Raw genomic sequence first — 25878 nt, 5'->3', positions numbered from 1 at the left:
CCCCTTCGCGTGACGTTGGCCTTCACCGCCCGGTTGTGGGTGGTGAAGGCCAACTTCGCGTCTGGGGAGGACGTCGGTGTCGTTACGTGTGCTGGGGCTGGGGGAGATTCCGGAGGAGACCGCGCGGGTTGCGCGGGTGGTGTGCCCTCGTGGTGCCTTCGCGATGTGGCTGCGGGAGGAGTTCGCCGAGGTCTTCTCGGGGGAGGCGTTCGCCGGCTTGTATCCCGAGCGGGGGCGTCCCGCTGTCGCGCCGGGCGTGTTGGCCCTGGTCACGGTGTTGCAGTTCGCCGAGGGACTGTCTGACCGGCAGGCTGCGGATGCCGTGCGCATGAGGATCGACTGGAAGTACGCGATCGGCCTGGAGCTGACCGATACCGGGTTCGACTACTCGGTACTGAGTGAGTTCCGGTCCCGGCTGCTTGAAGGCGAGAAGGCCGGCGAGGTCTTCGATTTCGTCCTGAGGCTGGCCAGGGAACGCGGGCTGCTGAAGACCGCGGGACGGCAGCGGACTGACTCCGCGAAGGTGCTGGGAGCGATCACGGGACTGAATCGGCTGGCACTGGCCGGGGAAAGCCTGCGGGCCGCCCTGAACGCGATCGCGGCCGTGGCGCCGGACTGGCTGACTGACCGGGTCGACCTGGAGTGGTTCGACCGCTACGGCCACCGGGTCGAGGAGGCGCGGCTGCCCAGGAGCAAGGACAAGCAGCGGGCCTGGGCTGCGCAGGTGGGCGCGGACGGTGTGCGGCTGATGACCGCGGTCTTCGCCCTTGACGCACCACGCGAGGTGAGGGCACTTGGGCCGGTTGAGGTGCTGCGGCAGGTCTGGGTGAAGAACTACCAGGTCAATGAGGGCGAGGTGCACTGGCGGGAGGAGAAGAACCTCCCGCCGGGCAGACTCCAGCCCTGTTCGCCCTATGACCTGGACGCCCGCCGGGGAGCCAAGGCAGGTTCCGGGTGGGCCGGCTACCTGGTCCAGCTGACCGAGACGTGCGAGCCGGACGTGCCGAACCTGATCACACACGTCGCCACCACGGACGCGTCGGTCAACGACTCCAAGATGACCCAGACCATCCAGGAGGACCTGGCCGCCCGCGGCATGCTGCCCGCCGTCCACCTGGCCGACGGGAACTACATCGACGCCAGCAACATCCTCGCCGCCCAGCGCATGGGCGTCGAACTGCTGGGGCCGGCCCAGAGGAACACCACGGTCCAGGCCAAAGGCCGGTTCGCCACCGACGCCTTCGCCGTCGACTGGGACCGTCGGCAGGTGACCTGCCCTAACGGAGTCACCACCGATCAGTGGTATCCCCGCATCGACTCCAAGGGCATTGAAGTTGTCCGCGTCCGGTTCCGCCACAGTGAGTGCCGCCCCTGCCCCGACCTGCGTTCATGTGTCGGATCGGCCACCGGCCAACGCCGGGAGATCATGCTGCGACACCACGACGAGCACGAGGCGATCCGGCAGAACCGCGCCGCGCAGGAAACCCGTGAATGGCGCAACCGCTACCGACAGCGCAACGGCATCGAGGCCACCGTCTCCCAAGGAGTCCGCGCTTTCGGCATGCGCCGGTCCCGCTACCGCAGCCAGCCCAAGACCCACTTCCAGCACTTGTTCACCGCCGCGGCGATGAACCTCGCCCGGCTCGATGCCTGGACCAGCGGCACAACCCGGATCGGCACACGCATCTCTCGCTTCGAGACACTGAGGGGTAGCGCCGAGGTAAGCCCAAAAGCCGCCAGTACTTGATCTTGGCGGGTGTGGCGCTAGGTCCGCTCAACGCAGGCTGGCAGCCGGAAGTGCATTGACGCGGCCGCTTGAACCGCGGGTAAGCGGTCCGCTCGATCGAGGTCACAAGTCCCGCCCCAGGCCCAGAGATCAGTCAGTATCAGCACCAACGACCTTCGGCCGAATGGGTGACGGCTGCTACCGCACAGGGGCACCAAGATCAAGTACTGGCGGTTCTTGGGCTTACCTCGGCGCTACCCCTACTCGCCGAAAAACCAACGAAGTAGTGCCCGAGCTGCGTTGATGCGGGCTACGCGGAACTTTGGTGCTGGCTTAGGACTTTGCTGAGGTGTCGGTAGATGGTGGGGCGGGTGACCCCGAATTCGTCGGCGATCTGCTGGACGGTGTAGTCGCCGGAGTCGTACATCTCGCGGGCGAGCCGGACCTGGCGGGGGCCGAGTTTGGGTTTTTGGCCGCCTGTGCGGCCGCGGGCGCGCGACGGCGGCCTTGTGACGGGGATCACTGCAATGGGTGCGGCTGGCCGGACAGGACTGTGCGTGGAGATATCGTTGCGCGCCCGAGTGCGGGCCGGGGACCCGACAGCTTTCGGGCAGATCTTTGATGAGCACGCCCGGGTGGTGTACCGGCACGCTGTGCGCTGGACCGGCGACTGGGCCGCTGCCGAGGACGTGGTGTCCCTGACCTTCCTGGAGGCATGGCGGCTGAGAAAGAAGCTGCGCCTGGGCGGAGAGAGCCTGCGGCCTTGGTTGCTGGGGATCGCGACCAATGTGCTGCGCAACACTGCTCGGGCCGCGCGCCGACACCAGAAGGCGCTGACCCAGCTGCCGCCGCGCGAGACGGTGCCCGATTTCGCGGAGGAGCTGGTGGGGCGGCTGGCCGACACCGAGCAACTGGCCGCGGCCAAGGCCGCGCTTGAGCGGTTGAGGCCGGCGGAGCGGGAAGTGTTTGCCCTGTGCGTCTGGTCCGGCCTGGAGCATGCGGCGGTGGCAGAGGCACTGGGAGTGCCGGTCGGCACGGTCCGTTCCCGACTGTCTCGGGCGCGCAGTCGGCTGCGGGAGCTCACCGAGCAGGAATTGGCCCGGGTTCCAAAAAACATGCAACGTGATTCTGGCAGCGGACAGATACCGGGTGACCGCACATCTGCGGTCCGGTCGATTCAGGAGAAGAACCGATGAATGCCACCCCGCAGTCGCCGCAAGGGTCGGAGCGCGAGGAGCTGTCCCGGCTGCTGCCGGCACCGGCGGACCCGGATCTCACTCGCGACCGCCACCGTCTGCTGAAGGAACACCTCATGAACCACGTGCAGGAAGAGTCCCGCCTCACTGCGAGGCGCTGGCGACTCGCGATGCGATTTGCCGCCCCGGTGGCGCTGGCAGCGGCCGTGGCCGGTGTCGCGGTGAGCACCGGTCAGACGACCGGCGACACCGACACTGCGACCGTCGCGGCCGGCCCGCACCGAATCAACACCGTTGCCTACACCCTGGACCACAAGACGGACGACGCCGTCCAGGTCACGCTCCGCGCCGGGGCCACCCCCACGGCAAACGCAGCCCAACTGCAAAAGGACCTGGCCGCCATGGGCATCCAGGCTCAGGTCGCCAAGGGCGGGCCGCGCACCATCCCGGCGATCATCCACTACGCCCAGCGCGATAAGAACGGCGACTTCGTTGCCACCCTCTACCCCAAGCTCGTCAGCAAGTACCCCACGACGATCGTCTTCTCTCTTAAGGACAACGACGCCAACGCTCTGACCATCACCCTCGGCGCCAAGTGACATCAATCCTTCATGAGGGGTCCGTCGGCTTGCTCACCGGCGGGCCCCTCATGCGTCGCCCGACCCCGCAGTCCACCGCCAGCTCCTCGACCGCTGCCAGCCCCTCGACGGCACCTCGGCGGTCCCAGCCCAGCGCAAGGCCCGCCGCGAGTACGAGAACCGCGTCAATGCACTTCCGGCTGCCAGCCTGCGTTGAGCGGACCTAGCGCCACACCCGCCAAGATCAAGTACTGGCGGCTTTTGGGCTTACCTCGGCGCTACCCCACTGAAGCCCGTCGCCTGACGGCGACGGGCTTCACGGAGGGACCAGCCTTAAACCAACAGAGTCATTCAGCCCGGCCCCTCGGCGTCCTGGGACGTCGATCAGGTCGCCGCACCCTTCGAGCACCCAGGTTCCCCGGCGACGTCCGCGCAACGCTCCCTGAGCTCCGTCTTCAGTACCTTCCCGCTCGCGTTGCGCGGCAGTTCCGGCACGAACTCCACCGACCTCGGCACCTTGTAGTTCGCCATCTCCCGCCGCGACCAGGCGATCAGGTCGTCCGCCGTCACCGTCGCACCCGGGCGCCGTACCGCGTACGCCTTGCCCACCTCGCCCAGCCGTGCGTCCGGGACGCCGATGACCGCCACGTCGGCGATGTCCGGGTGCAGGCCGAGGAGTTGCTCTATCTCCGCCGGGTACGCGTTGAAGCCGCCGACGATGAACATGTCCTTGATCCGGTCGGTGATCCGCAGGTTCCCCGCCTCGTCGAGGACGCCCACGTCGCCCGTGTGGAGCCAGCCGTCGGAGTCGAGGACCTTCGCCGTCCCGGCCGGGTCCTCGAAGTAGCCGCGCATGACGTTGTGGCCGCGGACCAGGACCTCGCCGGGCTCGCCCGGGGCGGCGGCGAGGACGCGGACCTCGGTGCCGGGGATGGCGCGGCCGGAGGTGGCGGCGATGGTCTCCGGGGCGTCGCCTCGGCGGCACATCGTGACGATGCCGGAAGCCTCGGAGAGGCCGTACGCGGTGAGGACCGTGGCGATGCGCAGCTCGGCACGCAGGCGCTCGACCAGCTGGAGGGGGACGACCGCCGCGCCGGTGACGACCAGGCGGAGGGCGGACAGGTCGTGCGCCGCGCGGGCGGGGTGGTCCAGGAGGGACTGGTGGAGGGTCGGCGGACCGGGGAGGACGGAGATGCGTTCCGAGGCGATGTTGGCCAGCACCGTCTCCACGTTGAAGACCGGCTGCGGGATCATCGTCGCGCCGCGCATCAGGCACGCGATGATGCCCGCTTTGTAGCCGAAGGTGTGGAAGAACGGGTTCACGATCAGATAGCGGTCGCCCTCGCGCAGACCGGCCAGCTCGCTCCAGATCGCGTAGCAGCGCAGGGTCTGCTCGTGGGTGATCACCGCGCCCTTCGGCGCCCCCGTCGTGCCCGAGGTGAAGATGATGTCGGAGGGGGCCGATGAGGTCACCGAGTCGGCGCGGGCGCGGACGTCCGAGGGCGGCACCGACTCCCCGGCCGCCAGGAAGTCCTTCCAGGTGCGGTAGTCCTCCGGCGCGCTGTCCGCCAGCACCACCACCTGTTCCAGGTGGGGGAGTTCCACCTCCGCCCGCCGCAGGGATGCCACGTACGACGTGCCGAGGAAGGTGCCGGTGATGAACAGCAGCTTGGCGCGGGAGCGTCGCAGGACGTACGCCGCCTCCGTGCCCTTGAAGCGGGTGTTCAGCGGGACGAGCACCGCGCCCGCCGAGACCGCCCCGAGCGCGGAGACGATCCAGTCGAGGGTGTTCGGCGCCCAGACCGCGACCCGGTCGCCCGGCTCGACCCCCGCCGCCATGCACGCCCCCGCCGCCCGTTCGACGCGCTCGCCGAGCTCGGCGTACGAGACGCGCGTACGCCCCTCGACGACGGCCTCCCGCTCGCCGTACCGCCGCGCGGCGCTCCGTACCAGCCTCGGGATGGAGTCCCACTCCAGGTCACCGCGCATACCCAAGCCTCCCGCCGCAGTAGCTGACCACCCGTCAGATTAGCTGTACCCTCGCCCCCATGGCGAGCCTCAGAAGCCTCAAGGACGCGACCGCGATAGCGGGCATAGGACAGACCCCCTTCGCGAAGACCCTCCCCGAATCCGAGAAGACCCTGGCCTGCCGGGCCATCCTCGCCGCCCTCGACGACGCGGGCATCAGACCCGCCGAGGTCGACGCCTTCGCCTCGTACACGATGGAGGAGACCGACGAGGTGGAGGTCGCGAAGGCGATCGGCGCCGGCGACGTCACCTTCTTCAGCAAGGCGGGCTACGGGGGCGGCGGATCCTGCGCCACCGTCGCGCACCTCGCCGCCGCCGTCGCCACCGGGCAGGCGAGCGTGGGCGTGGCGTGGCGGTCCCGCAAACGCGGCTCGGGCCCCCGGCCCTGGAAGAACACGGCGGTCCAGCTGCCCACCCCCGGGCAGTGGACGCGGCCCTTCGGGCTGCTGCGGCCCGCCGACGAGATCGGCATGCTCACGCGGCGCTACATGCACGAGTACGGCGCCACCCGCGACCACCTCTTCAACGTCGCCCTCGCCTGCCGCAACCGCGCCAACCAGAACCCCGCCGCGATCATGTACGACCGGCCGCTGACCCGCGAGATGTACATGACCTCCCGGTGGATCAGCGAGCCGCTGTGCCTCTTCGACAACTGCCTGGAGACGGACGGGGCGCTCGCCTGCGTGATCGTCTCCGCCGAGCGGGCCCGGGACTGCCGGCACCGGCCCGTGTACGTGCACTCCGTCGCCCAGGGCCTGCCCGCCCAGCACCACGGCATGGTCAACTACTGGAACGACGACCCGCTCACCGGCCCCGCCTGGACGGCCGCCCGGCAGCTGTGGAAGACCGCCGACTTCGGCCCCCAGGACGTCGACGTCGCCCAGATCTACGACGCGTTCACCCCTCTCATCCCCCTCTCGCTGGAGGGGTACGGCTTCTGCGGACGCGGCGAGGGCGGCCCGTTCACCGAGGGCGGCGCCCTGGAGATCGGCGGGCGGCTGCCGATGAACACCGGCGGCGGCGGCCTCAGCGAGGCGTACGTCCACGGCTTCAACCTCATCAACGAGGGCGTGAAGCAGCTGCGCGGGACCAGCACCGCGCAGGTGCCGGACGCCGCTACCTGCCTGGTCACGGCCGGCGAGGGAGTCCCCACATCCGCCGTCCTGCTGAGGAGCTGAGGAGCCGAGATGTCCGGAGAGAAGCCGGGAGAGATGCCCGGGGAACTGCTGACCCCCGTGCCCGACGAGGACGGCGCGCCCTTCTGGGAGTACGCCGCCCGGGGCGAGCTGCGCGTCCAGGCCTGCGCGGCATGCGGCGAGCTGCGCTTCCCGCCACGGCCGTGCTGCCCGCACTGCCAGTCCTTCGACAGCGAGTGGCGCCGGATGAGCGGGCGGGGCCGCATCTGGTCGTACGTCATCCCGCACCCGCCCCTGTTGCCCGCGTACGCCGCCCACGCCCCGGGCTACAACGTGGCCGTCATCGAGCTCGTCGACGCCCCGCACATCCGGCTCGTCGGCAACGTCGTCACCGCGCCCGACGCCCCGATCGACTCGGTCGACCCGGCACGGCTGCGCATCGGGGCGCCGGTCAGGGTCGCGTTCGGCGATCTGCCCCGCTGGGTGCTGGAGCGCTCATGAGTGGCGATCATGTGCGCGTGGAGCGGGACAAGGACAGCGGCGTCGCCGTCGTCACCCTGGACCGGCCGGACCGGCACAACGCCATCGACCTGGCGATGAGCGAGGAACTCGCCGCCGCGTGGCGGGAGTTCCGGTACGACGAGAGCGTACGGGCCGTCGTCGTCACCGGCGCCGGACAGAAGGCGTTCTGCACCGGGATCGACCGCTCCGTGGACGTCCCGCAGCCGTCGTCCCCGTACTCGATCGACGATCCGCTCATCGCCGTCGGGCCGAAGGCGAACGACCTGTGGAAACCCGTGGTCGCGGCGGTGCGCGGGCTGGCCTGCGGCGGGGCGTTCTACCTGCTGGGTGAGTCGGAGTTCGTCATCGCCGCCGAGGACGCGGTGTTCTTCGACCCGCATACGACCTACGGCATGGTCAGTGCCTACGAGTCCGTCTACCTGGCGATGCGGATGCCGTTCGGCGAGGTGGCCCGGATGGCGCTGATGGGCACCGCCGAGCGGGTCTCGGCCCGGCGGGCGTACGAGACGGGGCTGGTGAGCGAGGTGACGGCGCCGGGCGACGAGCTGGCGGCGGCGGTGCGCTGCGCCGCCGTCATCGCCTCCTACCCGACGGAGGCGGTGCAGGGGACGGTGCGGGCGGTCTGGTCGGCCAAGGAGGCCGCGAGGTCGCAGGCCCTGGCACACGCGCCGCAGCTGATCGCGCTCGGGAATCTGCCGCCGGAGCGGCAGGCGGAACTCTTCTCGGCCCGGCGCTCCGGCGAGTTCCGGCTGCGATGAGGACAGATACATGGGTGAGCCCCGCGCCGGACGGGCCTGCGCGGGGCTCACGGGTGCCGGACGTCTCGGGCGATCGGCAGAGCGACGGGTGATGCGATCAGCGCAGGGCGGCGGCGACCCGTGTCCGTAGCCGCTCGTCCGCGATGGCATCGATGGGCTGCCAGGTGTAGCCGCTGACCTCCTCGGCCTGCAACGTCACCGTGTCGTCGCCCTCCAGGCAGAACAGGTACCGGACATCACAGTGTGGAGCCAGGTCGCGGCGATGGCGGCCCGGTCGTATCGGGGTTCCCTTACCGAGTTGGTCAGGGAGTAGCCCCGGCCGACCGCGACGGGTGGCCGGCCGGGGGCGCTCGGGCCCGCTCCAACCGACGCGTGGAGCGCGGGGAGGCCCGCCCGGTCGGCGATGCGACGGGTGTTCTCCGGGGCCTCGGATTGGAGCGGGTGAATCGGGGCCCCGGGCCGGACGGCCATCGGCGGGGCCTCGGCCCGTCCGCGCCTGATCGGTGGCGGGCGCGGACGGGGGCTCATGTGGCGTCGTCGCCGTAGAGGCGGTCCGGGGTGTGGTTGCGCATGTGCCGGTCCGTCAGCGTTCCCTGGGTGCGTTCGGGGATCTTCGGGCCCTTGTCGCGGTTGATCTCGGCCTTGGCGGCCTTGACGGTGTCCTTCTTGTTGCTCACGGTTGGTCCTTCTGGGCAGGCGTTACGCGAGGGTGAGGCGGCCGGTGGCCAGGATCTGGTGGTTGGCGAAGAGCGCGTCGAGGTGGAACCGGCGGGTCAGCTCTGCGGCCCATTTGGCGTCGGGCAGGTTCTGGTAGGCGGGGGCTTGGACGATGCGGGCCCGGATGGCCTGGGTGAGGATCCACCGGGCCTGCTCCTGGCTGTTGGTCGGCCTCGCCCACATGCTGCGTGCGAGGCTCCACAGGTCCTCGCCCTTGGCGGTGTCCGGGGCGGTGACCGCGACGATGCCGATGTCGCCGAGGCGACGTTTGTCGCTGGACCGTGTGGTGTACGCGACCGTGAGGCCCCCCAAGGGGAAGAGCGTCACCCGGCTGCTGTCATCGATCCGTTCGGGCTGGGTGGGCACCGGGGATTCCGTTCTGTGTCGAGCGGGCGGACCGCCGAACCTGCGGCGGCCCGCCCTGGACGGTCACTCAGCAGCAGGGGCCGTCGCCGCAGCACGTCGGCGCGTTACAGTCCGCCTTGATGTCCCACAGGGACTCGTCGACCGCATAGCCCGCCGCGCGGATCTTGCCTACGACATCGACCATCGTCGACCGGTCCCTGTAACGGGACTTCGGGGCGTGGTGGATGTACCGGCCGTAGCGCTCATCGCACCAGGCCGTGTACTCGGCGCTGTGCAGCATGAACGTGTGCCACGCCGGGTCGACCTTCTGCGAAGGCGACAGGCCCTCACCGGTGCGACCCATGACGTCGAGGAACGCCAGGCCCTGGTCCATCACGCGTTCGGCGACGCACTTCTCCAGGCCGTACTCCTCGGCGCAGAAGTCGGTGAGCCGGTCGAACAGTGCCGGATCGACGAGCGTGCGCCCGTTGATCTGTTCCGTTGCAAGAGCGGTCATGCGATGCTCCCTTGTGTGTGCTCGGCGCGGGGCCTTCCCCCGGGCCGTGGTGCCTGTGCTGGGCCTTACGGGGCCCATCTCCGCCTCGGCCGATGTGTCCGGCCAGGGACTCGGCCGGGGCGGGCCCGCGCGCTGCCGTTGTCGGCCGACAGCGGGCGGGGTGCTCATTGGGGTTCGGGCCCACGGTTGGGCCACTCATCGCGGGTGATCCGGTTGAAGTGGTTGCCGTCGTGCCCGGGGTCTTCGCGGCATCGGATCTCTGTGCCGGGCTTCTTGATCCAGCAGTAGCAGGGGATCACCGTGCGGTCGTCCGTCGTGAACGGCGCGGTCTTCACGAGTCGCCCTCGGTCAGGCTCTCGAAGTGGTCGCACAACGAGAGCACCGACAGCGCCACCTTCCGCGCATGCCGACAGGCTGCGTCCGGACCGAATCCCGGGGCGGTGTGCAGGCGTCGCCATGCCTCGTCCACGCCGACCTGCGCCACCTTGGCCGGCGGATCGCCCAGCGGGGCACGGCGGATGAGCTCCTGCACCTCCGGCACGAGGCGACTCACGAATCCACGCATAGCGGGGACAAGATCCGTCGCTGCCGCCTTGGCGTCGTCGGCCAGTGCCTGGCGCGCGACGTTCCGCATCGTGGCGAGATCGAGCGGTTCAGTCTCCGAGGTGCAGGTTGTATCAATCCCGCTTCTGCGGTGCATCATTGTCGTCCCCGGCTCGTCGCTGGTCGGCTGAGTGACCAGCGTGGCGGCCGAGGGAGGGGGTAACGCTCACAGATTTGTGAGCGCTGCCTGTAAGCGTCAGAGCCCGATCCAGGCGGTCATGTGGCCGAGCGACTCGGGCGTGCGGCGAGAGATGTGTACCAGACCCCTGATGGTCTCCCGAGCTCCCGGGTGATACCGGGTCTGCTCGGGGGCGACGCGCCGGGCTTCGACGATGGATGTGAGGGCGGCATCGGTCCGGCCGGTCTCCATCTCGGAGCGTGCCCGATCGATGAGGTAGTGCGCCCGGCGCGAGGTCGCCATCGAGGCCGGAAGCTTGATGCGGCGCGCCTGCTTCACGGCATCGTCGTAGTGGCGCATTTCCACTGACGCTGACATGCGGTGGAGCACGACGTTCGTCGGGCCAAAGGACAACCAATGCACATCCGACGCGTCACCCGTGCGCTTCGCGTAGGACTTCGCTTCGCTGATGTTGCTGTCAACTGCGGTCTGGTCATCGGCGCGAGCAGCGATTACTGACGCGCCCAGGTGCAGTTGGCCAGCGACTGCCAGGGATTCCCGGTCCTGCTCGGCCTGGCCCAGCATGCCGTGGCCGGATCCGATGAGCCGCTGCCCGATCGTGTACTCCCCTTCCCGGAAGTACACCAGCGCCCGCATGTACTGGCGTACGGCACCGAGGCATGGGTCGGAAGCGCGTTGCGCGGCCCAGTCCATTCGGTCCAGGGCGACGGCGCTGAGATCGTAGTACCCCAGCTTCACCGCGATGTCGTGGGCGGTGCGGTACGTGGATGCGAGGGCCTGCCACATGTCTTGCCCGGGGGTGCGGTATGCGGAGGTGGTGAGCTCGGCTGTGACGCTGGGCAGGGCCCGAGCCGCCTTCCTTAGGTGAGTGGCACGGACATCGGCGCACAGCTGGTCGGCGGCGGCCACGAGTTGGGCGGCGCTCCTGGTCGTGAGGTCCGGGTCGGCCCCGAGGTCGTAGAGGTCGAGAGCTTCGCGGATGGGGCGTACGAGTTCCGCCAGTCGGTCTTGCTGGAGTTCGGTCATGTAGGGCTGTCCTGTCAGCACGGTGACGTCGATCCGCAGAGCGCGGGCGCAGGCCGCTACGAAATCGATGCTGGCAGGCCTTGCCCCGCACTCGACTTGGTTGAGCAGGCTGTACGAGTAGGGGATGCGCTCGGCCAGCTGGCGTTGGGTGAGTCTGGCGAGTTTCCGTTGCTCTCTGATGCGCGCGCCAATGTGGTCGTCGTCCAGTCTCGGCATATTGGGCTCCGTTCCTGACTCGTCATCTGGAACGGTACTCGTGATCGCCCCCGCAGCCGCCCGGTTCGGGGGCGGTTGCATGTGATCGGATGGAGGGCATGACGAGGACCCTGTATATGTTCGGAAGTGCCGCCCCTCCAGTGTTCGACGTCGCCCGTGTCATTGAGGATGCGCAGGGCCGGGGCTGGGACGTTTGTCTCGGGCTGACGCCGACTGCGGCCGATTGGCTTGAGGAGTCACTGCCTGGGCTGGAGGGGCTGACTGGCCACCCGGTGCGCTCGCGGTACAAACGGCCGGGCGAGCCGGATGTGTGGCCTCCAGCGGACGCCATCCTGGTCGCGCCGGCGACGTTCAACACGGTCAACGCGTGGGCGCTGGGGTTGACTGACCGGTTCGTCGTTGGGGTTGTGGCGGAAGGAATTGGGAAGGGCATCCCGATTGTGGCGATGCCTTGTGTGAACGCCGCTTATGTACAGCATCGGGCGTTCGAGCGGAGTGTGGCGGAGCTTCGGGCCATGGGCGTGACCATGCTGTACGGGGAAGGTGGGTTCATTCCGAACCAGCCCGGCCAAGGCCGCCCCGGTGAGTATCCCTGGCATCTTGCTCTGGCTGCGGCCGATCGTGTTGCCGGTGACTGACCAGCAAGCAGAATTAGCCCCCCGCCTGCCCCGAAGGCCAGACAGGGGGCGTTCTCGTTCAGCGCCGACGCTCGCTGTGGAAGCGCGATCGGCCAGGATTCGCCCGGAGTTGGTCACTCTGGAGTGGGCCATGAGGCCGTGGCAGGATGCCCCGGTCGGGCGGGACCTCGCCGAGGTGCTCGCGCCTGTGACCGAGGGGAGCTGAGCATGGGTGTACCAAGGCCGTTGAGTGAGGAAGAGATCGCCGAGCAGTTGGCGAAGCTGCCAGGCTGGCAGCGTGAGGGAGACGAGATCACCCGCACGTACGACATCCGCTATCACGCGGGGGTGGCGGTGATCGTGCATGTCGCGGACCGTGAGCGCAGGATCGGGCACCATGCGGACATCGACCTCCGCATCGACCACATCCGGTTCGCGATCACCACACACGACGCCGGACATGTGCTCACCGCCGCCGATTTCGACCTCGCAGCCCGTATTGACGCGGTCGTCGCCGCGCACCAGAGCATCCCCCTGAGCTGACCCCCAGGTGCGCGGAAGATGCCCCTCCCTCGCACGCGGCGCGAGAGTCGGGTCGCCGACAAACGGGCTCACCACAGCCTCCACGGTCGGTGAGCGAGGCACGCGCTAGGATCCGCGACCTGTTGTCAACCGAAGGAGCATCGTGACGATCCTCGCCGTGACGGGGCACATGGACCTGACCGAGGCCACCATCCACCTCGTCCGTGACGCGCTGCGGCAACTGCTCAAAGACCACGCAAGCTCTGACCTTACGGCCATTTGGTGCATCGCCGAGGGCAGTGATTCCCTCTTCGCCGAAACCGTCCTCGAGGCCGGCGGGCGCCTGATCGCCGTGATCCCTTCGCAGGACTACCGGAAGAACAAGGTGAAACCGGACCACGAGGCGACCTTCGACCGGCTCATCGAGGACGCAGCGGAGGTCATTGTTCTGCCTCATGCAACCGCGAACAGGCAGGCATACGAGGACGCGAACCGCATGCTGCTGAAGCGCGCGAACCGACTGGTCGCGGTGTGGAACGGAGAGCCTCCGTCGGGCAAGGGAGGCGGCACGGCGGACACTGTCATTGCGGCGCGCGAGGCGGGCCTCCCGGTGGATGTGGTGTGGCCCCCTGGGGCGTCCCGTCGAGCGTGATCCTGGACGCGCGAGAGCGCCGCCCCCCTGCCCGGCCCGAAGAGGGCAGACAGGGGCGTCCTCGTTCAGCGGGCGTGGAACCCAGCGCCGCCAGACCGGTCACTGCGGCGAGCGATGGCAGCGGGCACCGGGCTTTCTCCAGCGCCGCAACCCGCTGCTCCGGTTGTCGAGGTCCTGCTCAGCCTGATCGGCTCGCCGGAGGGCCATGGCGAGCTTGCCGCTCGGGAATCTGCTGCCGGAGTGGTAGGTGGAGCTCTTCCCGGCCCGGCACCCCGGTGATTTCCGGCTGCGGTGAGCCCGAATGGAGGACACGAGGCGGCAGTAGAATAATTGGGTTGATTGTGACATTTTTGCCCGCGAATTGCGAGGTGCGTCTGATGGCCGTTCCCCTCCGACTCCGCGCTCTCGTGGCCTGCACCAGCGCGACGTGTCTGCTGGCGGGCGGCGCGGCACTGGGCGCCGCGGGCACGGCCTCCGCGTCCTCCTCGTCCTCCTCGTCTTCCTCGTCATCCGCTCCCGCCTCCGTCGGTTTCCGCTGCTCCTGGGAGAAGGGGCACTGGGACAAGCAGTGGGTGGAGGGCGGCTGGGAGAAGAAGTCGGAGAGGGAGGGGGAAGGGGACCGGGAGCGCGGTGAGTGGGAGAAGGACGGCAAGTGGCACAAGGACCGCTGGGTCTACGTTCCCGGGCACTGGAAGAAGGTCTGGGTCGAGGGCGAATGGAACTGCCCGCGCTGATGACCGCCGTGACCTGGTGAACGCACCCCGACAGCGCAGCGGGGCTGCTCACCGCCGGGAACGGGCGTAGCGTCGGCGGGGAGAGCGAGGAGGCGCCGCATGGTGCGCAACGTCATCGGCTCCGTGATCGCTCTCGCCGGAGCGACGGCCGCCGTATGGAGCCCCTTCCGTGCCTGGTACGACGGCCGTCACGGCAGCGACTACCGCATCCAGGACCTGTTCGACGGGATCTCCCTCGCGGGGGCGGCGGTGTGGGGTTCGGTGCTGCTGCCCTTCGCGTTCGCCGCGCTGGTGACGGTGCTCGGGGTCCTGCTGCGGTCCCGGCCGCTGATCGTGGTGGCCGGGGTGATCGTGCTCGGCTTCTCGGTCCTGTGGATGATCCGCCAGGGGCAGGCCATCGGCAGCCTCACGGTGAGCGGTGACGGTACGGGGGTGGGGGACGGGGTCGCCGCCGCGCTGGGGGGTGGTGTGCTTCTGCTGCTGGGCGCCGCCGTGATGAGCGGGCGGGGGGAGAAGGGCGGCACGCGCGAGCTGCCGCCGATCGTGCCGGTGCCGGACGAGGCGCCGCCGCGGACCATTCCGCTGCCCCCGGTCCAGCCGCGCCGCCCACGCCCGGACCCGTACGGGTGGGGCCCGCCGCCGTCCGAGTCCGAGGACTCCCCGTGGAGGCCGCCGCCGTCCGAGTCCGAGGACCCGTGGGGGCCGGGGCGGCCGCAGGCGCCCCCGACCTCGCCCCCTACCTCCCCGCCGGGCGCCCCGTAGCCGTGCCCTTCACCGCGTCCAGGGCGTAGACGCAGCGGTCCTTGGAGCAGGCGTACACCACCCCGTTCCGGGCCACCGGCGAGCCGGTGATCTCGCCGCCCGTCGCGAGCTTCCAGCGGAGTTGGCCGCCGGCCGCGTCGAGGGTGTAGAGGACGTGGTCGGCGGAACCGAAGTGGACGCGGCCGTCGGCGACGACGGGCGTGCCGATGACCTCGCCGCCCGCGGCGAAGCGCCACTTGGGGGTGCCGGTGACCGCGTCCAGCGTGTAGAGCGCGCTGCCGCTGCCGACGTGGATGTTGCCGTCGGCGACGAGGACCGGCTCGATCGACTGGCGGGACTCGGTGGCGATGCGCCACCGGTCCTTGCCGGTCGTCGCGTCGAGGGCGTACACCGTGCCGAGGTAGTCGGCGAGGTACACCCCGCCCCCCGTCACCGCGGGCCCAGGGGCGAACGCGGGCGGGGAGAGGAAGACCGCCGGTGCCTCGAAGTGCCAGCGGACGTGCCCGCTCGCGGTGTCGGCGCACAGGACCCTGGTCCCGGCCGAGACGTACGTACAGCCGTCGGGCGCCTGCGTGACGCGGACCGGTACGCCACCGCAGGACGCGGCGTCGCCGATCGGGTACGACCAGCGCTCGACCCCGGTACGGGCGTCGAGCGCCTGGAGGCGGGCGTCACGCCAGACGTACGCGGTGTCGTCGAAGAGCGCGGGACCGGCCTCCGGGGTCTCGAAGTCCGTCTGCGCCCCGGTGACCTCCCACAGCTTCTCGCCGGTGGCGGCCTCCCAGCCCTGGACGCCGCCGCCGCGCGTGGCGGTCAGGACGGTGCCGCGGCCGGCCTTGAGGGAGTACACCCAGGCGTCGGCCTGCCGCCGCCACCGCTCGCTGCCGTCGGCGGCGTCGAGCGCGTACAGCGTGGGCCCGTCGGAGGCGTGGATACGGCCGCCCGCGACGGCCATCGCCCAGGCCACGTCGCGGGTCTTGAACTGGCGGCGGCCGGTGCCCACGTCCAGGGCGTGCACCTCGAAGGAGGTGACGTAGAGCAGGTCACCGTCGACGACGGGGGTGCCCCAGACGTCGTTCGACATCCGGAACCGCCAGGGCCGCCAGCGCGCCGGGCCGCCGTCCGGGGGCAGCGTGGGCGCGGGCACGGGCGGCGCGGGGGCGACCGGGGCGGGGGCGACCGGGGCGGTGGGGGCCGTGGTGGCGGCCGCGGCACCCACGAGGCCCGCCGGCGGGCGGATCCAGCCGGTGGCCTCGCCCACGTCGGCGCCGACGGCTGCCCGGGTGTCCGCGCGGCGCAGGCCGGGGCCGATCGGGACCCGGGTGCCGGGCAGCCGGACAGGCCCGTCGGACGCCGGGGCACGCGGAGGTGCCGCGGGGCTCGTCCGGGGATCGTTGCCGCCGCCCCACTCGGGCGCGCGCTCCGGCCTCGGCGGCGGCTCCGGCTGGCGCGCACGCGCGGCGGCGGGGGCCGGGGCGCCGGGCAGCCGCCCGCCGCGCCGCTCCTCGATCATCGTCGTGGCCCGGGGCGGCAGCCACGCCGATGCCGTACCGCTGTCGTCGCTGCCGGACGAGAACAGATGCGGGGCCAGCTGCGCCTGGAGGTCCTCCGGGCTGGGCCGCAGCCCGGCCTCCATCTGCATGCAGGACTCGATCAGCGGCCGCAGCTCCTCGGGCAGCCCCTGGAGGTCCGGGCCCTCGCGCAGCAGCATGAACACCGTCTCGACGGGGTTCGCGCCGTGGAACGGGGCGTGCCCGGTCGCCGCGAACACCAGCGTCGAGCCGAGCGAGAAGACATCGCTCGCGCCGGTCACGCTGCGCGAGTCCCTGGCCTGCTCGGGGGACATGTACGCGGGCGTGCCGACGGCGACGTTCGTCATGGTCAGCCGGGTGTTGGACACTCCGGACGCGATACCGAAGTCGATCACCCGGGGCCCGTCCTCGACGACGAGGACGTTCGACGGCTTGAGGTCGCGGTGCACGAGCCCGGCCCCGTGGATGGACTGCAGCGCCTCGGCGATACCGGCCGCGAGCCAGCGCACCGCCTGGGCCGGGAGCGGCCCGCACTCATTCACTATTTCTTCGAGGGAGGGAGCGGGTACGTACGCGGTGGCGAGCCACGGCACGGCCGCTCGCGGGTCGGCGTCGACCACGGCGGCCGTGTAGAAGCCGGAGACCGCGCGGGCCGCCTCGACCTCGCGGGTGAAGCGGACGCGGAAGAGCTGGTCCTCGGCGAGCTCCGTGCGAACTGTCTTGATCGCCACACGGCGGCCGGACGCCGACCGTGCGAGATAGACCAGCCCCATGCCGCCGGCTCCGAGCCGTCCCAGCACCTCGAAGGGGCCGATCCGCCTCGGGTCGTGCTGCGTCAGCTGCTCCACTTCGCCTGCCACCTCCCCGTACGGGCCATGTGGGTACGGCCCCGTCGCCCCTGATTGTTCCTGCCGAAGGGCGCCGTTGCGAACCCGGGTGCGTTCCGGGGTGTCTCGGTTTATTTTGGCCGGTCTATTTCGTCGGCTCGGCGAGTACCGCGAACGACGCGCCCTGGTCGTCGGCCAGGACGGCCATTCTTCCGTACGGGATGTCGAAAGGCGGCGCGGTGACGCGGCCGCCGAGGCGGATGACCGCTTCCACGGCCCCGTCGCAGTCCACGACGGAGAAGTAGATGAGGAAATGGCCGGGCATTTCCGCCGGAAACGCATCGGTGATCACGCTGCGGGCGCCGATCGCGGTCCCCTCGCCCGGCTCCGTGCCGGCGGGCGACCACAGCAGGTAGTCGATCTTCTCGTCGGGCAGCGGGGTGCCCTGGAAGCCGAAGACCTCGGCGTAGAAGCGGTCGACGGCGTCCTTCTGCCTCGTGTAGCACTCGGTCCAGCAGAACGAACCGGGCTTTCCCTGCACCTCGAAGCCGGACTGGTCGCCCTCCTGCCACAGGCTGAACACCGCACCGCCCGGGTCCGCCGCGAGCGCCATCGTCCCGTGGCCGCCCACCCGCACGGGGGCCGTGATCACGTGGCCGCCGGACTCGCGGATGCGGGCGGCGGTGCGGGCGGCGTCGTCGGTGGCGAAGTAGATGTTCCAGGTCGTGGGCATGCGGCCGTCCCGCTTGGCGGCGAGGCCGGCGACGGGCTTCCCGTCGAGGAAGGCCTCGGTGTAGTGGCCGTACGCCTCGCTCCCGCCCTCGCCGTACGTCCAGCCGAACAGCTCGCCGTAGAAGCGCTTGCCTGCTTCGAGATCGGACAGCTGGGCATCCACCCAGCACGGCATGCCCTCGGTGAATGCGGCCATGACCCGGCCCCTTCCTCGGCTGCCCCGGCCTTCACCGGTCGAGCCGCTTCCTCGGTTCCCCGGCCTTCACCAGTCAAGCCGAGGGCGGGGCGCACCGCACGCAGGAGCGGTCCATCCGTAAAGTTGTCCACCGAACTTATCCACAGGCTGTTGATAACACTATTGCTCCGGATGGGGGACGCACCCCATTTGCAGTCGGCCGAATCGCGCGCCGATCACCCCTCGGTAAGCTGACGGCATGACAGGACAAGTACGCACCGTCGACGGCCGGGTGGCCGGTCGACGCGGCCAGGCGACGCGGCAGAAGCTGCTCGACTGCCTCAGCGAGATGCTCAGCTCCTCGCCGTACCGGGACGTCAAGGTCATCGACGTGGCCCGGAAGGCGGGCACTTCACCCGCGACCTTCTACCAGTACTTCCCCGACGTGGAGGGCGCGGTCCTGGAGATCGCGGAGGAAATGGCCACCGAGGGCGCCGGGTTGACCGCGCTGGTCTCCGGGCGCAACTGGGTCGGCAAGTCCGGCTGGCAGACCGCCGAGCAGCTCGTCGAGGGATTCCTCGACTTCTGGCGCAAGCACGACGCGATCCTGCGCGTGGTGGACCTCGGTGCGGCCGAGGGCGACAAGCGGTTCTACAAGATCCGCATGAAGATCCTGAACTCGGTCACCAACTCCCTCACGGAATCCGTGAAGGAGCTGCAGGCCAAGGGCAAGGTCGACAAGGACGTGAGCCCGGCGGCGATGGCCGGTTCGCTGGTCGCGATGCTGGCGGCGGTGGCCTCGCACCAGAAGGGCTTCCAGACCTGGGGCGTCAAACAGGCCGAACTGAAGCCGAACCTGGCGCTGTTGGTGCACCTGGGCATCACCGGCAAGAAGCCGACGAAGTAGCCAAGGCAGGGGACGGGCGCGCCAAGTCCTGTCACACCGGCGCGCCCGCTCTCAGCCCCTTCGCGTCAGCCTGAACAGCCTGATCTCCCGCTCTCAGCCTCTGCGGGTCAGCCTGAACAGCCTGATCTCCCGCTCCACGCGCGCCTGGTACGTCGCGTACGGCGGCCAGAAGGCGAGGACCGCCTCCCAGGCCGCGGCCCGCTCGGGCCCGGTGAGGAGCTCCGCCCGTACCGCGATGTCCTCCCCCTTCCAGCTCATCCGCGCATCGGGGTGCTTCAGCAGGTTGCCCGTCCAGGCCGGATGACCGGGCCGCCCGAAGTTGGACCCGATCAGGATCCAGCTCCCGGACTCCTCCTCCGGCATGCACGCGAGGGGCGTACGCCTCGGCTGCCCGCTCTTCGCGCCGCGCGCGGTGAGGACGACCCCCGGCAGCATCTGCGCGCTGAGCAGCACCTTCCCGCCGGTGAGACGGTGCACGGCCCGGTCCATGGCGGGAATGAAGTGCGGGGCGATCTTCGCGAAGAGGGGCGTCGAGGAGACCTTCTGCATCATCCGGAAGCCCGCGGATCCGTTGGACATCAGACCGCCACCGCCTCTCGCGCGAACGGCCCCTCGAAGAGTCCGGCGACTTCCGCCGCGCGTGCCCGCAGCCGGTGCACCGGACCGAACAGCAGCTCGTCGGACACGGCCCGCTTGAAGTACAGGTGCGCCTCGTGCTCCCAGGTGAAGCCGATGCCGCCGTGCAGCTGGATCGCCTCGCCGGTGACGATGCGCAGCGCCTCCAGGCACTGGGCGAGGGCCAGCCCGCCCGCCGCCGGGTCCCAGGCAGCGTAGTAGGCCGCCGAGCGGGCCGACTGGACCCGTACGTACAGATCGGCCAGCCGGTGTTTGACCGCCTGGAACGAGCCGATGGGCCGGCCGAACTGCTCGCGGGACTTGACGTACTCGACGGTGCGGTCGAGGGCGGACGCGGCGGCGCCGATGGCCTCGGCGGCGAGCAGGGCGGCGGCGCCGCCGCCGGTAGCGCGGAGCGCGCCGGTCACGTCGGCGTCCTCGTCCCCCAGCAACTCGGCGCGCGTGTCGCGCAGTTCGATGCGCGCCTGGGGCCTGGTCTCGTCGAGGGTGGTCCAGCGGGTCCGGGCCACTCCACCGGCCCCCTCCCTGACCAGGAACAGCAGGGTGCGGCTGCGGGCGAAGCCCCCGGCGTGCGCGGCGACGAGCAGCAGTCCGGCGGTGTGCCCGTCGAGGACCTGCTCGGCCTCCCCGTACAGCACCCATTCCCCGTCGGCCCCCGGCCTGGCCTGTACGCCGCCGGCCCGGCCGCCCCCGGCCCACGCGCCGCCGCTGTTGTCACCGGTGAGGGCGAGGGCGGTGGCGAGTGCGCCGCCGGGGACGGCGAGGGTGGCGGTGAGCGACCCGTCCGCGACGGCGGGCAACAGCGCGGCGCGCTGCGCCTCGCTCCCGAGCGCGGCGATCAGCGGTGCGGCGAGCCCGGCGGTGGCGAACAGCGGCGACGGCACGAGCGCGCGCCCGGCCTCCTCGAAGGCGAGCGCGAGCTCCACGAGTCCGCAGCCCACTCCCCCGTACGCCTCGGGCAGCGCGAGGCCGGGCAGCCCCAGCTCGGCCGACAGCCGGGCCCACAGCTGCGGGTCGCCGCGCCCCGGGGGCCCCGGCGGCGCCTCGGGCCGCGACAGGGCCGCGCGCAGGGTACGGCGTATCTCGGACTGTTCGGTGGTGAAGGCGGCGTCCATGGGCGGCTCCCCTCCGTAACTGACGGGGCGTCATGTTAGGTGGGGGGACCCCAGAAGCACAGAGCCGCGCCCGGCAAACCTCGCCGGGCCCTCAGCGGATCGCGTGTACTCCCGGGTCAGCGAATCTGATGTACCGTCAGATTCATGCCTTCCTCACCGCGCAAGGTCGCCATCGTCGGCATATCCCTCTCGGACTGCGGCCGCGTCGACGGCCCGACCCCCTACGCCCTGCACGCCCAGGCCGCCCGCCGCGCCCTCGCCGACTCCGGCCTCGACCGCTCGCTGATCGACGGCTTCGCCTCCGCCGGGCTCGGCACGCTCGCGCCGGTGGAGGTCGCCGAGTATCTGGGCCTCCGGCCGACCTGGACCGACTCGACCTCGGTGGGCGGCGCCACCTGGGAGGTCATGGCGGCCCACGCGGCGGACGCCATCGCGGCGGGCCGGGCGAACGCCGTCCTGCTCGTCTACGGATCGACCGCCCGCGCCGACATCAAGGCCCGCCGCCGCACCTCCAACCTCTCCTTCGGCGCGCGCGGACCGCTGCAGTTCGAGGTGCCGTACGGACACACGCTGATCGCCAAGTACGCGATGGCCGCGCGCCGCCACATGCACGAGTACGGCACGACGCTGGAGCAGCTCGCCGAGGTCGCCGTGCAGGCGCGGGCGAACGCCTCCCACAACCCCGACGCGATGTTCCGCGACCCGATCACCGTGGACGAGGTCCTGGGCGGCCCGATGATCGCCGACCCGTTCACCAAGCTGCACTGCTGCATCCGCAGCGACGGCGGCTGCGCCGTGCTGCTGGCGGCCGAGGAGTACGTGGCGGACACGGCGAAGGCCCCGGTGTGGATCCTCGGCACGGGCGAGCACGTCTCGCACACGACGATGTCCGAGTGGGAGGACTTCACCGTCTCCCCGGCGGCGGTCAGCGGACGGCTCGCGTTCGAGCGGGCGGGGGTGCGGCCCGGGGACATCGACATCGCCGAGATCTACGACGCCTTCACGTACATGACGCTCGTGACCCTGGAGGATCTCGGCTTCTGCCCGAAGGGCGAGGGCGGGCCGTTCGTCGAGAAGGGCCGGCTGCGGCTGGACGGGGAGCTGCCGGTGAACACCGACGGAGGCGGTCTTTCCGCCTGCCACCCGGGCATGCGCGGGCTGTTCCTGCTGGTCGAGGCGGTACGGCAGCTGCGCGGCGAGGCGGGCGGACATCAGGTGCGGCGGGCGGACGGGAGCGTTCCGGAGCTGGCGGTGGCCTCGGGGACGGGCGGCTGGTTCTGCTCGGCGGGGACGGTGGTGCTGGGCCGCTGACCCAGATCCATACACCCGAGATCCGCACACCCGGGATCCGCACACCCAGAATCTATACCACTGTCATAGACAGCCGTATTAAACAATCGTATAGTCGAGGCATCGGCAGGGGCCACCCGGTCCCGCCCACGACACCGGAGCCTCGCCATGACGCATGGGAACAGCACCCCCGCCGGCAAGACCGTCCTGATCTCCGGCGCGAGCATCGCCGGCCCCTCCCTCGCCCTCTGGCTGCACCGCTACGGCTTCACCCCCACCGTCGTCGAGCGCGCCCCCGAGCTGCGCCCCGGCGGCTACAAGGTCGACATCCGGGGCACGGCGATCGAGGTCTGCGCCCGGATGGGCATCCTCGACGACGTACGCGCCCACTCCACGGACATGGCGGGCGGTTCGTACGTCGACGACAGCGGCCGGACCATCGGCGAGCTGCCCGCCGAGATCTTCGGCGGGCGCGTCGAGGGCGACGACGAGATCATGCGCGGCGACCTGGCCCGGATCCTGTACGAGCACACCCGCGACGACGTCGAGTACCTCTTCGGCGACTCGATCGCCGCGCTGGACGAGGACGCGGACGGCGTCCTGGTCACCTTCGAGAGCGGACTGCGCCGCCGGTTCGACCTCGTCGTCGGCGCGGACGGGATGCACTCGAACACCCGGCGCCTCATCTTCGGCGAGGAGAAGCGGTTCAAGCGTTACCTCGGCGCGTACATCTCCATCTTCACCGCCCCCAACCACCTGGGGCTGAAGCAGTGGGAGACCTACCACGCGCTCCCCGGGAAGCTGACCTGCGTCTACAGCTCGGCCGGTGAGAGCGACGCCAAGAACCTCTTCGTCTTCGGCGCGCCCGAGGAACTCCCCTACCACCACCGCGACATCACCGCCCAGAAGCGGCTGCTCACCGAGACCTTCGCGGGCGACGGCTGGGAGATCCCGCGCCTGCTCGGGCACGCAGCGGACGCCGACGACTTCTACTTCGACTCGATCAGCCTGATCGAGATGGACCGCTGGTCCACGGGCCGGGTCGTGCTGCTCGGCGACGCCGCGCACTGCGCGTCGCCCGCCTCCGGACAGGGCACGGGCCTCGCCCTGATCGGCGCGTACACCCTGGCGGGCGAGCTGGCGGCGGCGGGCGGCGACCATACGGTGGCGTACGAGCGGTACGAGCGGGCCATGCGGCCGGGCGTCGAGATGAACCAGAAGATCGCGGAGGGTTTCGCGAAGGAGATGACGGTCGGGTCGAAGTGGAAGATCGCGCTGCGGATGTTCATGGTCCGCACGCTGCCGCGCACCCCGTGGAAGAACCTGATCGCGAAGAAGATCCGCGACGACATCCAGCGGGCCGCGAACGCGATCCCGCTGGGGGACTACGCGGCGCACGCGGCCGCGCGGGTCTGACGCGCCGTACGCGGCGCGCGCGGCCGGACGATCCGGCGCGGCACCACGCACCATGCGGCACAGTGGAGCCACCTACCCGTGCAGAGGAGACTCATGTGGCTCTGACCCGAGAAGAGTGCGAGCAGTACCTGGCCGAACCCCATGTCGCGGCACTGGCGGTGGACGCGGGAGAGGGACGCGGGCCGCTCACGGTCCCGATCTGGTACCAGTACGAGCCGGGCGGCGACCTGTGGATCCTGACCGGGCGCGGCTCCCGCAAGCACGAGCTGATCAGCGCGGCGGGCCGCTTCTCCCTGATGGTCGACCGCCTCGAACCCACCATCCGGTACGTCTCCGTCGAAGGCCCGGTGACCCGGACGGAACCCGGGACCCGTGAGCTGCTGCGCGAGATCACCGCCCGCTATCTCCCGGCGGAGAAGGTCGACGGCTATGTCGAGTTCGCCGAGAAGAACCACGGCGAGACGGTCGTCATCCACATGAGCCCGCAGCGCTGGGTGTCGGCCGACCTGGGGTCGCTTTGACCGGCATGACGACGAGCGCCGACGAATTCCACAAGCGGTTGCGGTCCCTGACGGTCTGGGACACCGAACTGCCCGCCTTCGACACCGCCGAGACGCCGGACGCGCCACTGCCACTGTTCCGGCGGTGGTTCGTGGAGGCGGCGGACGCCGGACAGCCCGAACCGCACACGATGTCGCTGGCCACCGTCGACGAGGACGGCCGGCCCGACGTGCGCACCCTGATGCTGCACGACGCGGACGAGCGCGGCTGGCACTTCGCCTCGCACGCGACCAGCGCGAAGGGCCGCCAGCTGGCCGCCCGCCCCGAGGCCGCGCTCGGCTTCTACTGGGCCGCGCAGGGCCGGCAGATCCGGGTGCGCGGGCGGGTCGTACCGGGCACGCCACAGGAGGCGTACGCCGATCTGCACGCACGCTCGACGGGCGCGCTGGCCTCCGCCCTGGTCGGCCGCCAGAGCGAGATGCTGCGCTCGTACGAGGAGTTGGTACGGGCGAGCGAGGCGGCCTGGGAGCGGGCGAACGCCGAGCCGGACGCCGCGTCCGGCACCTGGACGGTGTACGTGCTGGAGCCCTCGGAGGTGGAGTTCTTCCAGGGGGACGAGCGGCGCAGGCACGTACGGCTGCGCTACCGGCGCGAGGGCGGGACCTGGGTGCGCGAGCTGCTCTGGCCGTAAGGCCGTCGATCCGGCAGGAGGTTTCGCGGCCCCGGGCAGGACGCACAGCGGCCGGACCGCCGCCCCGCCCGGTGCGGTGACCTCCACGGCCTCATCGACCCTGATGGCGCCCATGGGCACCGTCAGGGTCAGCTCCCGGTGGCGGCGATGAAGGCGGTCCAGGTGGTGGGGGTGACGGCGAAGGTGGGGCCGTCGGGGACCTTGGAGTCGCGGAGGTGGACGGCGTGGGGGCAGGTGGCGACCTCGACGCACGCGCCGCCCTCGTTGCCGCTGTAGCTGGACTTGCGCCAGTCGTAGGCGACTTCGACGCACGCGTCACCCTCGTTGCCGCTGTAACTGCTCTTGAACCAGGCCAGTTCGGGGGTCATAGCTTCGCCGCCATCCTCTCGATGAGTTCCACGGACTCCCAGGGCGTGAGCGCCTGGGCCCGCAGCGCCCCGAAGAGGTCGATCAACCGGTTCACCTCTTCGGGCCTGGAGATCAACGTATCTCCGCCCTGGCCCGCCGTGTACCCCAGATTCCGTCCTTGGGGGGTGCTCAGCAGTTGGAACGGCCCCATCAGGCCCGCGTGCACGATCCGCTGGTTCGGCATCACCTGCACGGTCAGATGGTTCCTGACGCGGATGGCCTCCAGTACGTGCCGGAGCTGCTCCTTCAGTGCCGCGTCACCGCCGATGGGCCGCCGGAAGGCCGCTTCCTCGACCACGTAGCTCACGATCGGCCTCGGCTTGCGGTCGAGCACCACCTGGCGCTCCAGCCGCCCGTCCACATGGCGGTCGATCTCGTCCGGCTCGTACATCGGCACCCGCACCTCGTACAAACCCCGCGCGTAGGCGGGCGTCTGGAGCAGGCCCGGGATCACCATCGTCTCGTACGCGCTGATGCTCGCCGCTTCCGCTTCCGTACGCTTCCAGTTGAGGAACTTCGGCGAGTACTGCTCCTCCTCCATCATCTCGACGCACGACTTCAGCGCTCCGTTCGCCCCCAGCACCGCGTCCGCGTCCGCGTCCACCAGGAACGACGTCGACGGAATGCGCTCCGCCCGCTCGTACGCCCCCAGCAGCGACTCCGACATCAACAGCCGCTCGGCCAGGGTCCTCTGCGTCATGCCCGCCAGACCCCGGTACAACTTGATCAGCTCACCCACATGCTTTCGCGCATGCGAGGGCCCTACCTTTCAGTGGTGGGTTTGAACTGATCATTCGTAAGATCGGTGGACCCAGGGGCTCTGGGTATGGCTGCATGCGGTGCGCCGTAGATGG

At 70.5% G+C, this 25878-nt stretch carries 30 protein-coding genes; 16 read left to right on the top strand and 14 right to left on the bottom strand.

Going from position 1 to position 25878, the window contains the following annotated elements; all coding sequences use genetic code 11:
• Positions 1 to 76 precede the first annotated feature (76 nt).
• Complete coding sequence (locus ABT342_RS31065; RefSeq protein ID WP_351581247.1) at positions 77 to 1747, top strand: IS1182 family transposase; 1671 nt, start codon at positions 77 to 79, stop codon at positions 1745 to 1747.
• A gap of 289 nt (positions 1748 to 2036) precedes the next feature.
• Here the strand turns inward: ABT342_RS31065 and ABT342_RS31060 are convergent, their stop codons facing one another.
• A complete protein-coding gene (locus ABT342_RS31060; RefSeq protein ID WP_351581245.1) occupies positions 2037 to 2249 on the bottom strand; it encodes a helix-turn-helix domain-containing protein in 213 nt (70 codons plus the stop codon).
• Positions 2250 to 2283: 34 nt separating this feature from the next.
• Here ABT342_RS31060 and ABT342_RS31055 point away from each other — a divergent pair, with 34 nt between their 5' ends.
• The gene (locus tag ABT342_RS31055; RefSeq protein WP_351581244.1) at positions 2284 to 2922 is read left to right on the top strand and encodes an RNA polymerase sigma factor; all 639 of its coding nucleotides are present in this window, start codon (positions 2284 to 2286) and stop codon (positions 2920 to 2922) included.
• A complete protein-coding gene (locus tag ABT342_RS31050) occupies positions 2919 to 3521 on the top strand; it encodes a hypothetical protein (RefSeq protein ID WP_351581241.1) in 603 nt (200 codons plus the stop codon). Before ABT342_RS31055 ends, ABT342_RS31050 begins: the two co-directional genes overlap by 4 nt.
• Before the next feature lie 363 nt (positions 3522 to 3884).
• Here the strand turns inward: ABT342_RS31050 and ABT342_RS31045 are convergent, their stop codons facing one another.
• A complete protein-coding gene (locus ABT342_RS31045) occupies positions 3885 to 5489 on the bottom strand; it encodes a FadD3 family acyl-CoA ligase (RefSeq protein ID WP_351581239.1) in 1605 nt (534 codons plus the stop codon).
• 59 nt (positions 5490 to 5548) lie between these two features.
• Between ABT342_RS31045 and ABT342_RS31040 the strand changes: the two genes are divergently transcribed.
• From ABT342_RS31040 to ABT342_RS31030, 3 genes are read left to right on the top strand one after another with little or no spacing between them, the layout of a single operon-like run.
• The gene (locus ABT342_RS31040; protein ID WP_351581237.1) at positions 5549 to 6706 is read left to right on the top strand and encodes a lipid-transfer protein; all 1158 of its coding nucleotides are present in this window, start codon (positions 5549 to 5551) and stop codon (positions 6704 to 6706) included.
• A gap of 9 nt (positions 6707 to 6715) precedes the next feature.
• The gene (locus ABT342_RS31035) at positions 6716 to 7165 is read left to right on the top strand and encodes a Zn-ribbon domain-containing OB-fold protein (protein WP_351581235.1); all 450 of its coding nucleotides are present in this window, start codon (positions 6716 to 6718) and stop codon (positions 7163 to 7165) included.
• Complete coding sequence (locus ABT342_RS31030; protein WP_351581233.1) at positions 7162 to 7944, top strand: enoyl-CoA hydratase/isomerase family protein; 783 nt, start codon at positions 7162 to 7164, stop codon at positions 7942 to 7944. The genes ABT342_RS31035 and ABT342_RS31030 overlap by 4 nt, the downstream gene beginning before the upstream one ends.
• Before the next feature lie 524 nt (positions 7945 to 8468).
• On the opposite strand, the gene ABT342_RS31025 is transcribed toward ABT342_RS31030, so the two are convergent.
• The 6 genes from ABT342_RS31025 to ABT342_RS31000 form a co-directional block, all read right to left on the bottom strand.
• On the bottom strand, positions 8469 to 8621 hold the full coding sequence (locus tag ABT342_RS31025) for a hypothetical protein (protein WP_351581231.1): 153 nt from the start codon (positions 8619 to 8621) through the stop codon (positions 8469 to 8471).
• A 22-nt stretch (positions 8622 to 8643) separates the two neighbouring features.
• Complete coding sequence (locus ABT342_RS31020; RefSeq protein WP_351581230.1) at positions 8644 to 9027, bottom strand: hypothetical protein; 384 nt, start codon at positions 9025 to 9027, stop codon at positions 8644 to 8646.
• A gap of 67 nt (positions 9028 to 9094) precedes the next feature.
• Positions 9095 to 9523, bottom strand: coding sequence for a UCP032817 domain-containing protein (locus ABT342_RS31015; protein ID WP_351581228.1), 429 nt, complete (start codon positions 9521 to 9523; stop codon positions 9095 to 9097).
• 164 nt (positions 9524 to 9687) lie between these two features.
• The gene (locus ABT342_RS31010; protein WP_351581227.1) at positions 9688 to 9858 is read right to left on the bottom strand and encodes a hypothetical protein; all 171 of its coding nucleotides are present in this window, start codon (positions 9856 to 9858) and stop codon (positions 9688 to 9690) included.
• Positions 9855 to 10157 (bottom strand): DUF6415 family natural product biosynthesis protein, encoded by a 303-nt coding sequence (locus ABT342_RS31005; protein ID WP_351581225.1) that lies wholly within the window; start codon positions 10155 to 10157, stop codon positions 9855 to 9857. Before ABT342_RS31005 ends, ABT342_RS31010 begins: the two co-directional genes overlap by 4 nt.
• 165 nt (positions 10158 to 10322) lie before the next feature.
• Positions 10323 to 11507, bottom strand: a complete 1185-nt coding sequence (locus ABT342_RS31000) for a helix-turn-helix domain-containing protein (RefSeq protein WP_351581223.1) — start codon at positions 11505 to 11507, stop codon at positions 10323 to 10325.
• 98 nt (positions 11508 to 11605) lie between these two features.
• Between ABT342_RS31000 and ABT342_RS30995 the strand changes: the two genes are divergently transcribed.
• The 5 genes from ABT342_RS30995 to ABT342_RS30975 all read left to right on the top strand — a co-directional run bounded on the left by ABT342_RS30995 (position 11606) and on the right by ABT342_RS30975 (position 14794).
• Positions 11606 to 12145: a flavoprotein gene (locus ABT342_RS30995; RefSeq protein ID WP_351581221.1), complete on the top strand. Its 540-nt coding sequence runs from the start codon at positions 11606 to 11608 to the stop codon at positions 12143 to 12145.
• A gap of 207 nt (positions 12146 to 12352) precedes the next feature.
• Positions 12353 to 12667, top strand: a complete 315-nt coding sequence (locus ABT342_RS30990; RefSeq protein ID WP_351581219.1) for a 4a-hydroxytetrahydrobiopterin dehydratase — start codon at positions 12353 to 12355, stop codon at positions 12665 to 12667.
• Between the two features lie 142 nt (positions 12668 to 12809).
• Positions 12810 to 13298 (top strand): hypothetical protein, encoded by a 489-nt coding sequence (locus ABT342_RS30985; protein WP_351581217.1) that lies wholly within the window; start codon positions 12810 to 12812, stop codon positions 13296 to 13298.
• Positions 13299 to 13675: 377 nt separating this feature from the next.
• A complete protein-coding gene (locus ABT342_RS30980) occupies positions 13676 to 14032 on the top strand; it encodes a hypothetical protein (RefSeq protein WP_351581215.1) in 357 nt (118 codons plus the stop codon).
• A gap of 99 nt (positions 14033 to 14131) precedes the next feature.
• Positions 14132 to 14794: a hypothetical protein gene (locus ABT342_RS30975; protein ID WP_351581213.1), complete on the top strand. Its 663-nt coding sequence runs from the start codon at positions 14132 to 14134 to the stop codon at positions 14792 to 14794.
• Here the strand turns inward: ABT342_RS30975 and afsK are convergent.
• Positions 14769 to 17174 carry a protein serine/threonine kinase AfsK gene (afsK, locus tag ABT342_RS30970; protein WP_351581211.1) on the bottom strand — a complete coding sequence of 802 codons (2406 nt, stop codon included), beginning with the start codon at positions 17172 to 17174 and terminating at the stop codon, positions 14769 to 14771. The genes ABT342_RS30975 and afsK overlap by 26 nt on opposite strands.
• Positions 17175 to 17298: 124 nt before the next feature.
• The gene (gene kbpA, locus ABT342_RS30965; RefSeq protein WP_351581209.1) at positions 17299 to 18081 is read right to left on the bottom strand and encodes an AfsK-binding protein KbpA; all 783 of its coding nucleotides are present in this window, start codon (positions 18079 to 18081) and stop codon (positions 17299 to 17301) included.
• 238 nt (positions 18082 to 18319) lie between these two features.
• Between kbpA and ABT342_RS30960 the strand changes: the two genes are divergently transcribed.
• Positions 18320 to 18967, top strand: coding sequence for a TetR family transcriptional regulator (locus ABT342_RS30960; RefSeq protein ID WP_351581207.1), 648 nt, complete (start codon positions 18320 to 18322; stop codon positions 18965 to 18967).
• Between the two features lie 93 nt (positions 18968 to 19060).
• Here ABT342_RS30960 and ABT342_RS30955 read toward each other — a convergent pair whose 3' ends face one another.
• Positions 19061 to 19546: a nitroreductase/quinone reductase family protein gene (locus ABT342_RS30955; RefSeq protein ID WP_351581205.1), complete on the bottom strand. Its 486-nt coding sequence runs from the start codon at positions 19544 to 19546 to the stop codon at positions 19061 to 19063.
• Positions 19546 to 20718, bottom strand: a complete 1173-nt coding sequence (locus ABT342_RS30950) for an acyl-CoA dehydrogenase family protein (RefSeq protein WP_351581203.1) — start codon at positions 20716 to 20718, stop codon at positions 19546 to 19548. Before ABT342_RS30950 ends, ABT342_RS30955 begins: the two co-directional genes overlap by 1 nt.
• A 144-nt stretch (positions 20719 to 20862) precedes the next feature.
• On the opposite strand from ABT342_RS30950, the gene ABT342_RS30945 reads away from it, so the two are divergent.
• The 4 genes from ABT342_RS30945 to ABT342_RS30930 all read left to right on the top strand — a co-directional run bounded on the left by ABT342_RS30945 (position 20863) and on the right by ABT342_RS30930 (position 24616).
• Entirely contained in the window at positions 20863 to 22029 is a 1167-nt protein-coding gene (locus ABT342_RS30945; RefSeq protein ID WP_351581201.1) for a thiolase C-terminal domain-containing protein, read from the top strand.
• A 147-nt stretch (positions 22030 to 22176) separates the two neighbouring features.
• Positions 22177 to 23424, top strand: coding sequence for an FAD-dependent monooxygenase (locus ABT342_RS30940; RefSeq protein ID WP_351581199.1), 1248 nt, complete (start codon positions 22177 to 22179; stop codon positions 23422 to 23424).
• Positions 23425 to 23519: 95 nt separating this feature from the next.
• On the top strand, positions 23520 to 23945 hold the full coding sequence (locus ABT342_RS30935; RefSeq protein WP_351581197.1) for a pyridoxamine 5'-phosphate oxidase family protein: 426 nt from the start codon (positions 23520 to 23522) through the stop codon (positions 23943 to 23945).
• Positions 23946 to 23950: 5 nt separating this feature from the next.
• Positions 23951 to 24616 (top strand): pyridoxine/pyridoxamine 5'-phosphate oxidase, encoded by a 666-nt coding sequence (locus ABT342_RS30930; RefSeq protein ID WP_351581194.1) that lies wholly within the window; start codon positions 23951 to 23953, stop codon positions 24614 to 24616.
• Positions 24617 to 24744: 128 nt separating this feature from the next.
• Here ABT342_RS30930 and ABT342_RS30925 read toward each other — a convergent pair whose 3' ends face one another.
• Positions 24745 to 24984 carry a DUF397 domain-containing protein gene (locus ABT342_RS30925; protein ID WP_351581192.1) on the bottom strand — a complete coding sequence of 80 codons (240 nt, stop codon included), beginning with the start codon at positions 24982 to 24984 and terminating at the stop codon, positions 24745 to 24747.
• Complete coding sequence (locus ABT342_RS30920; protein ID WP_351581190.1) at positions 24981 to 25763, bottom strand: helix-turn-helix domain-containing protein; 783 nt, start codon at positions 25761 to 25763, stop codon at positions 24981 to 24983. The genes ABT342_RS30925 and ABT342_RS30920 overlap by 4 nt, the downstream gene beginning before the upstream one ends.
• Positions 25764 to 25878: the final 115 nt, after the last annotated feature.

This window comes from Streptomyces sp. NPDC000410, assembly GCF_040300305.1.
GTDB lineage: Bacteria > Actinomycetota > Actinomycetes > Streptomycetales > Streptomycetaceae > Streptomyces.
Note: the sequence above shows the minus strand (reverse complement) of the source record. Positions and strands in the feature narration are given on the sequence as shown.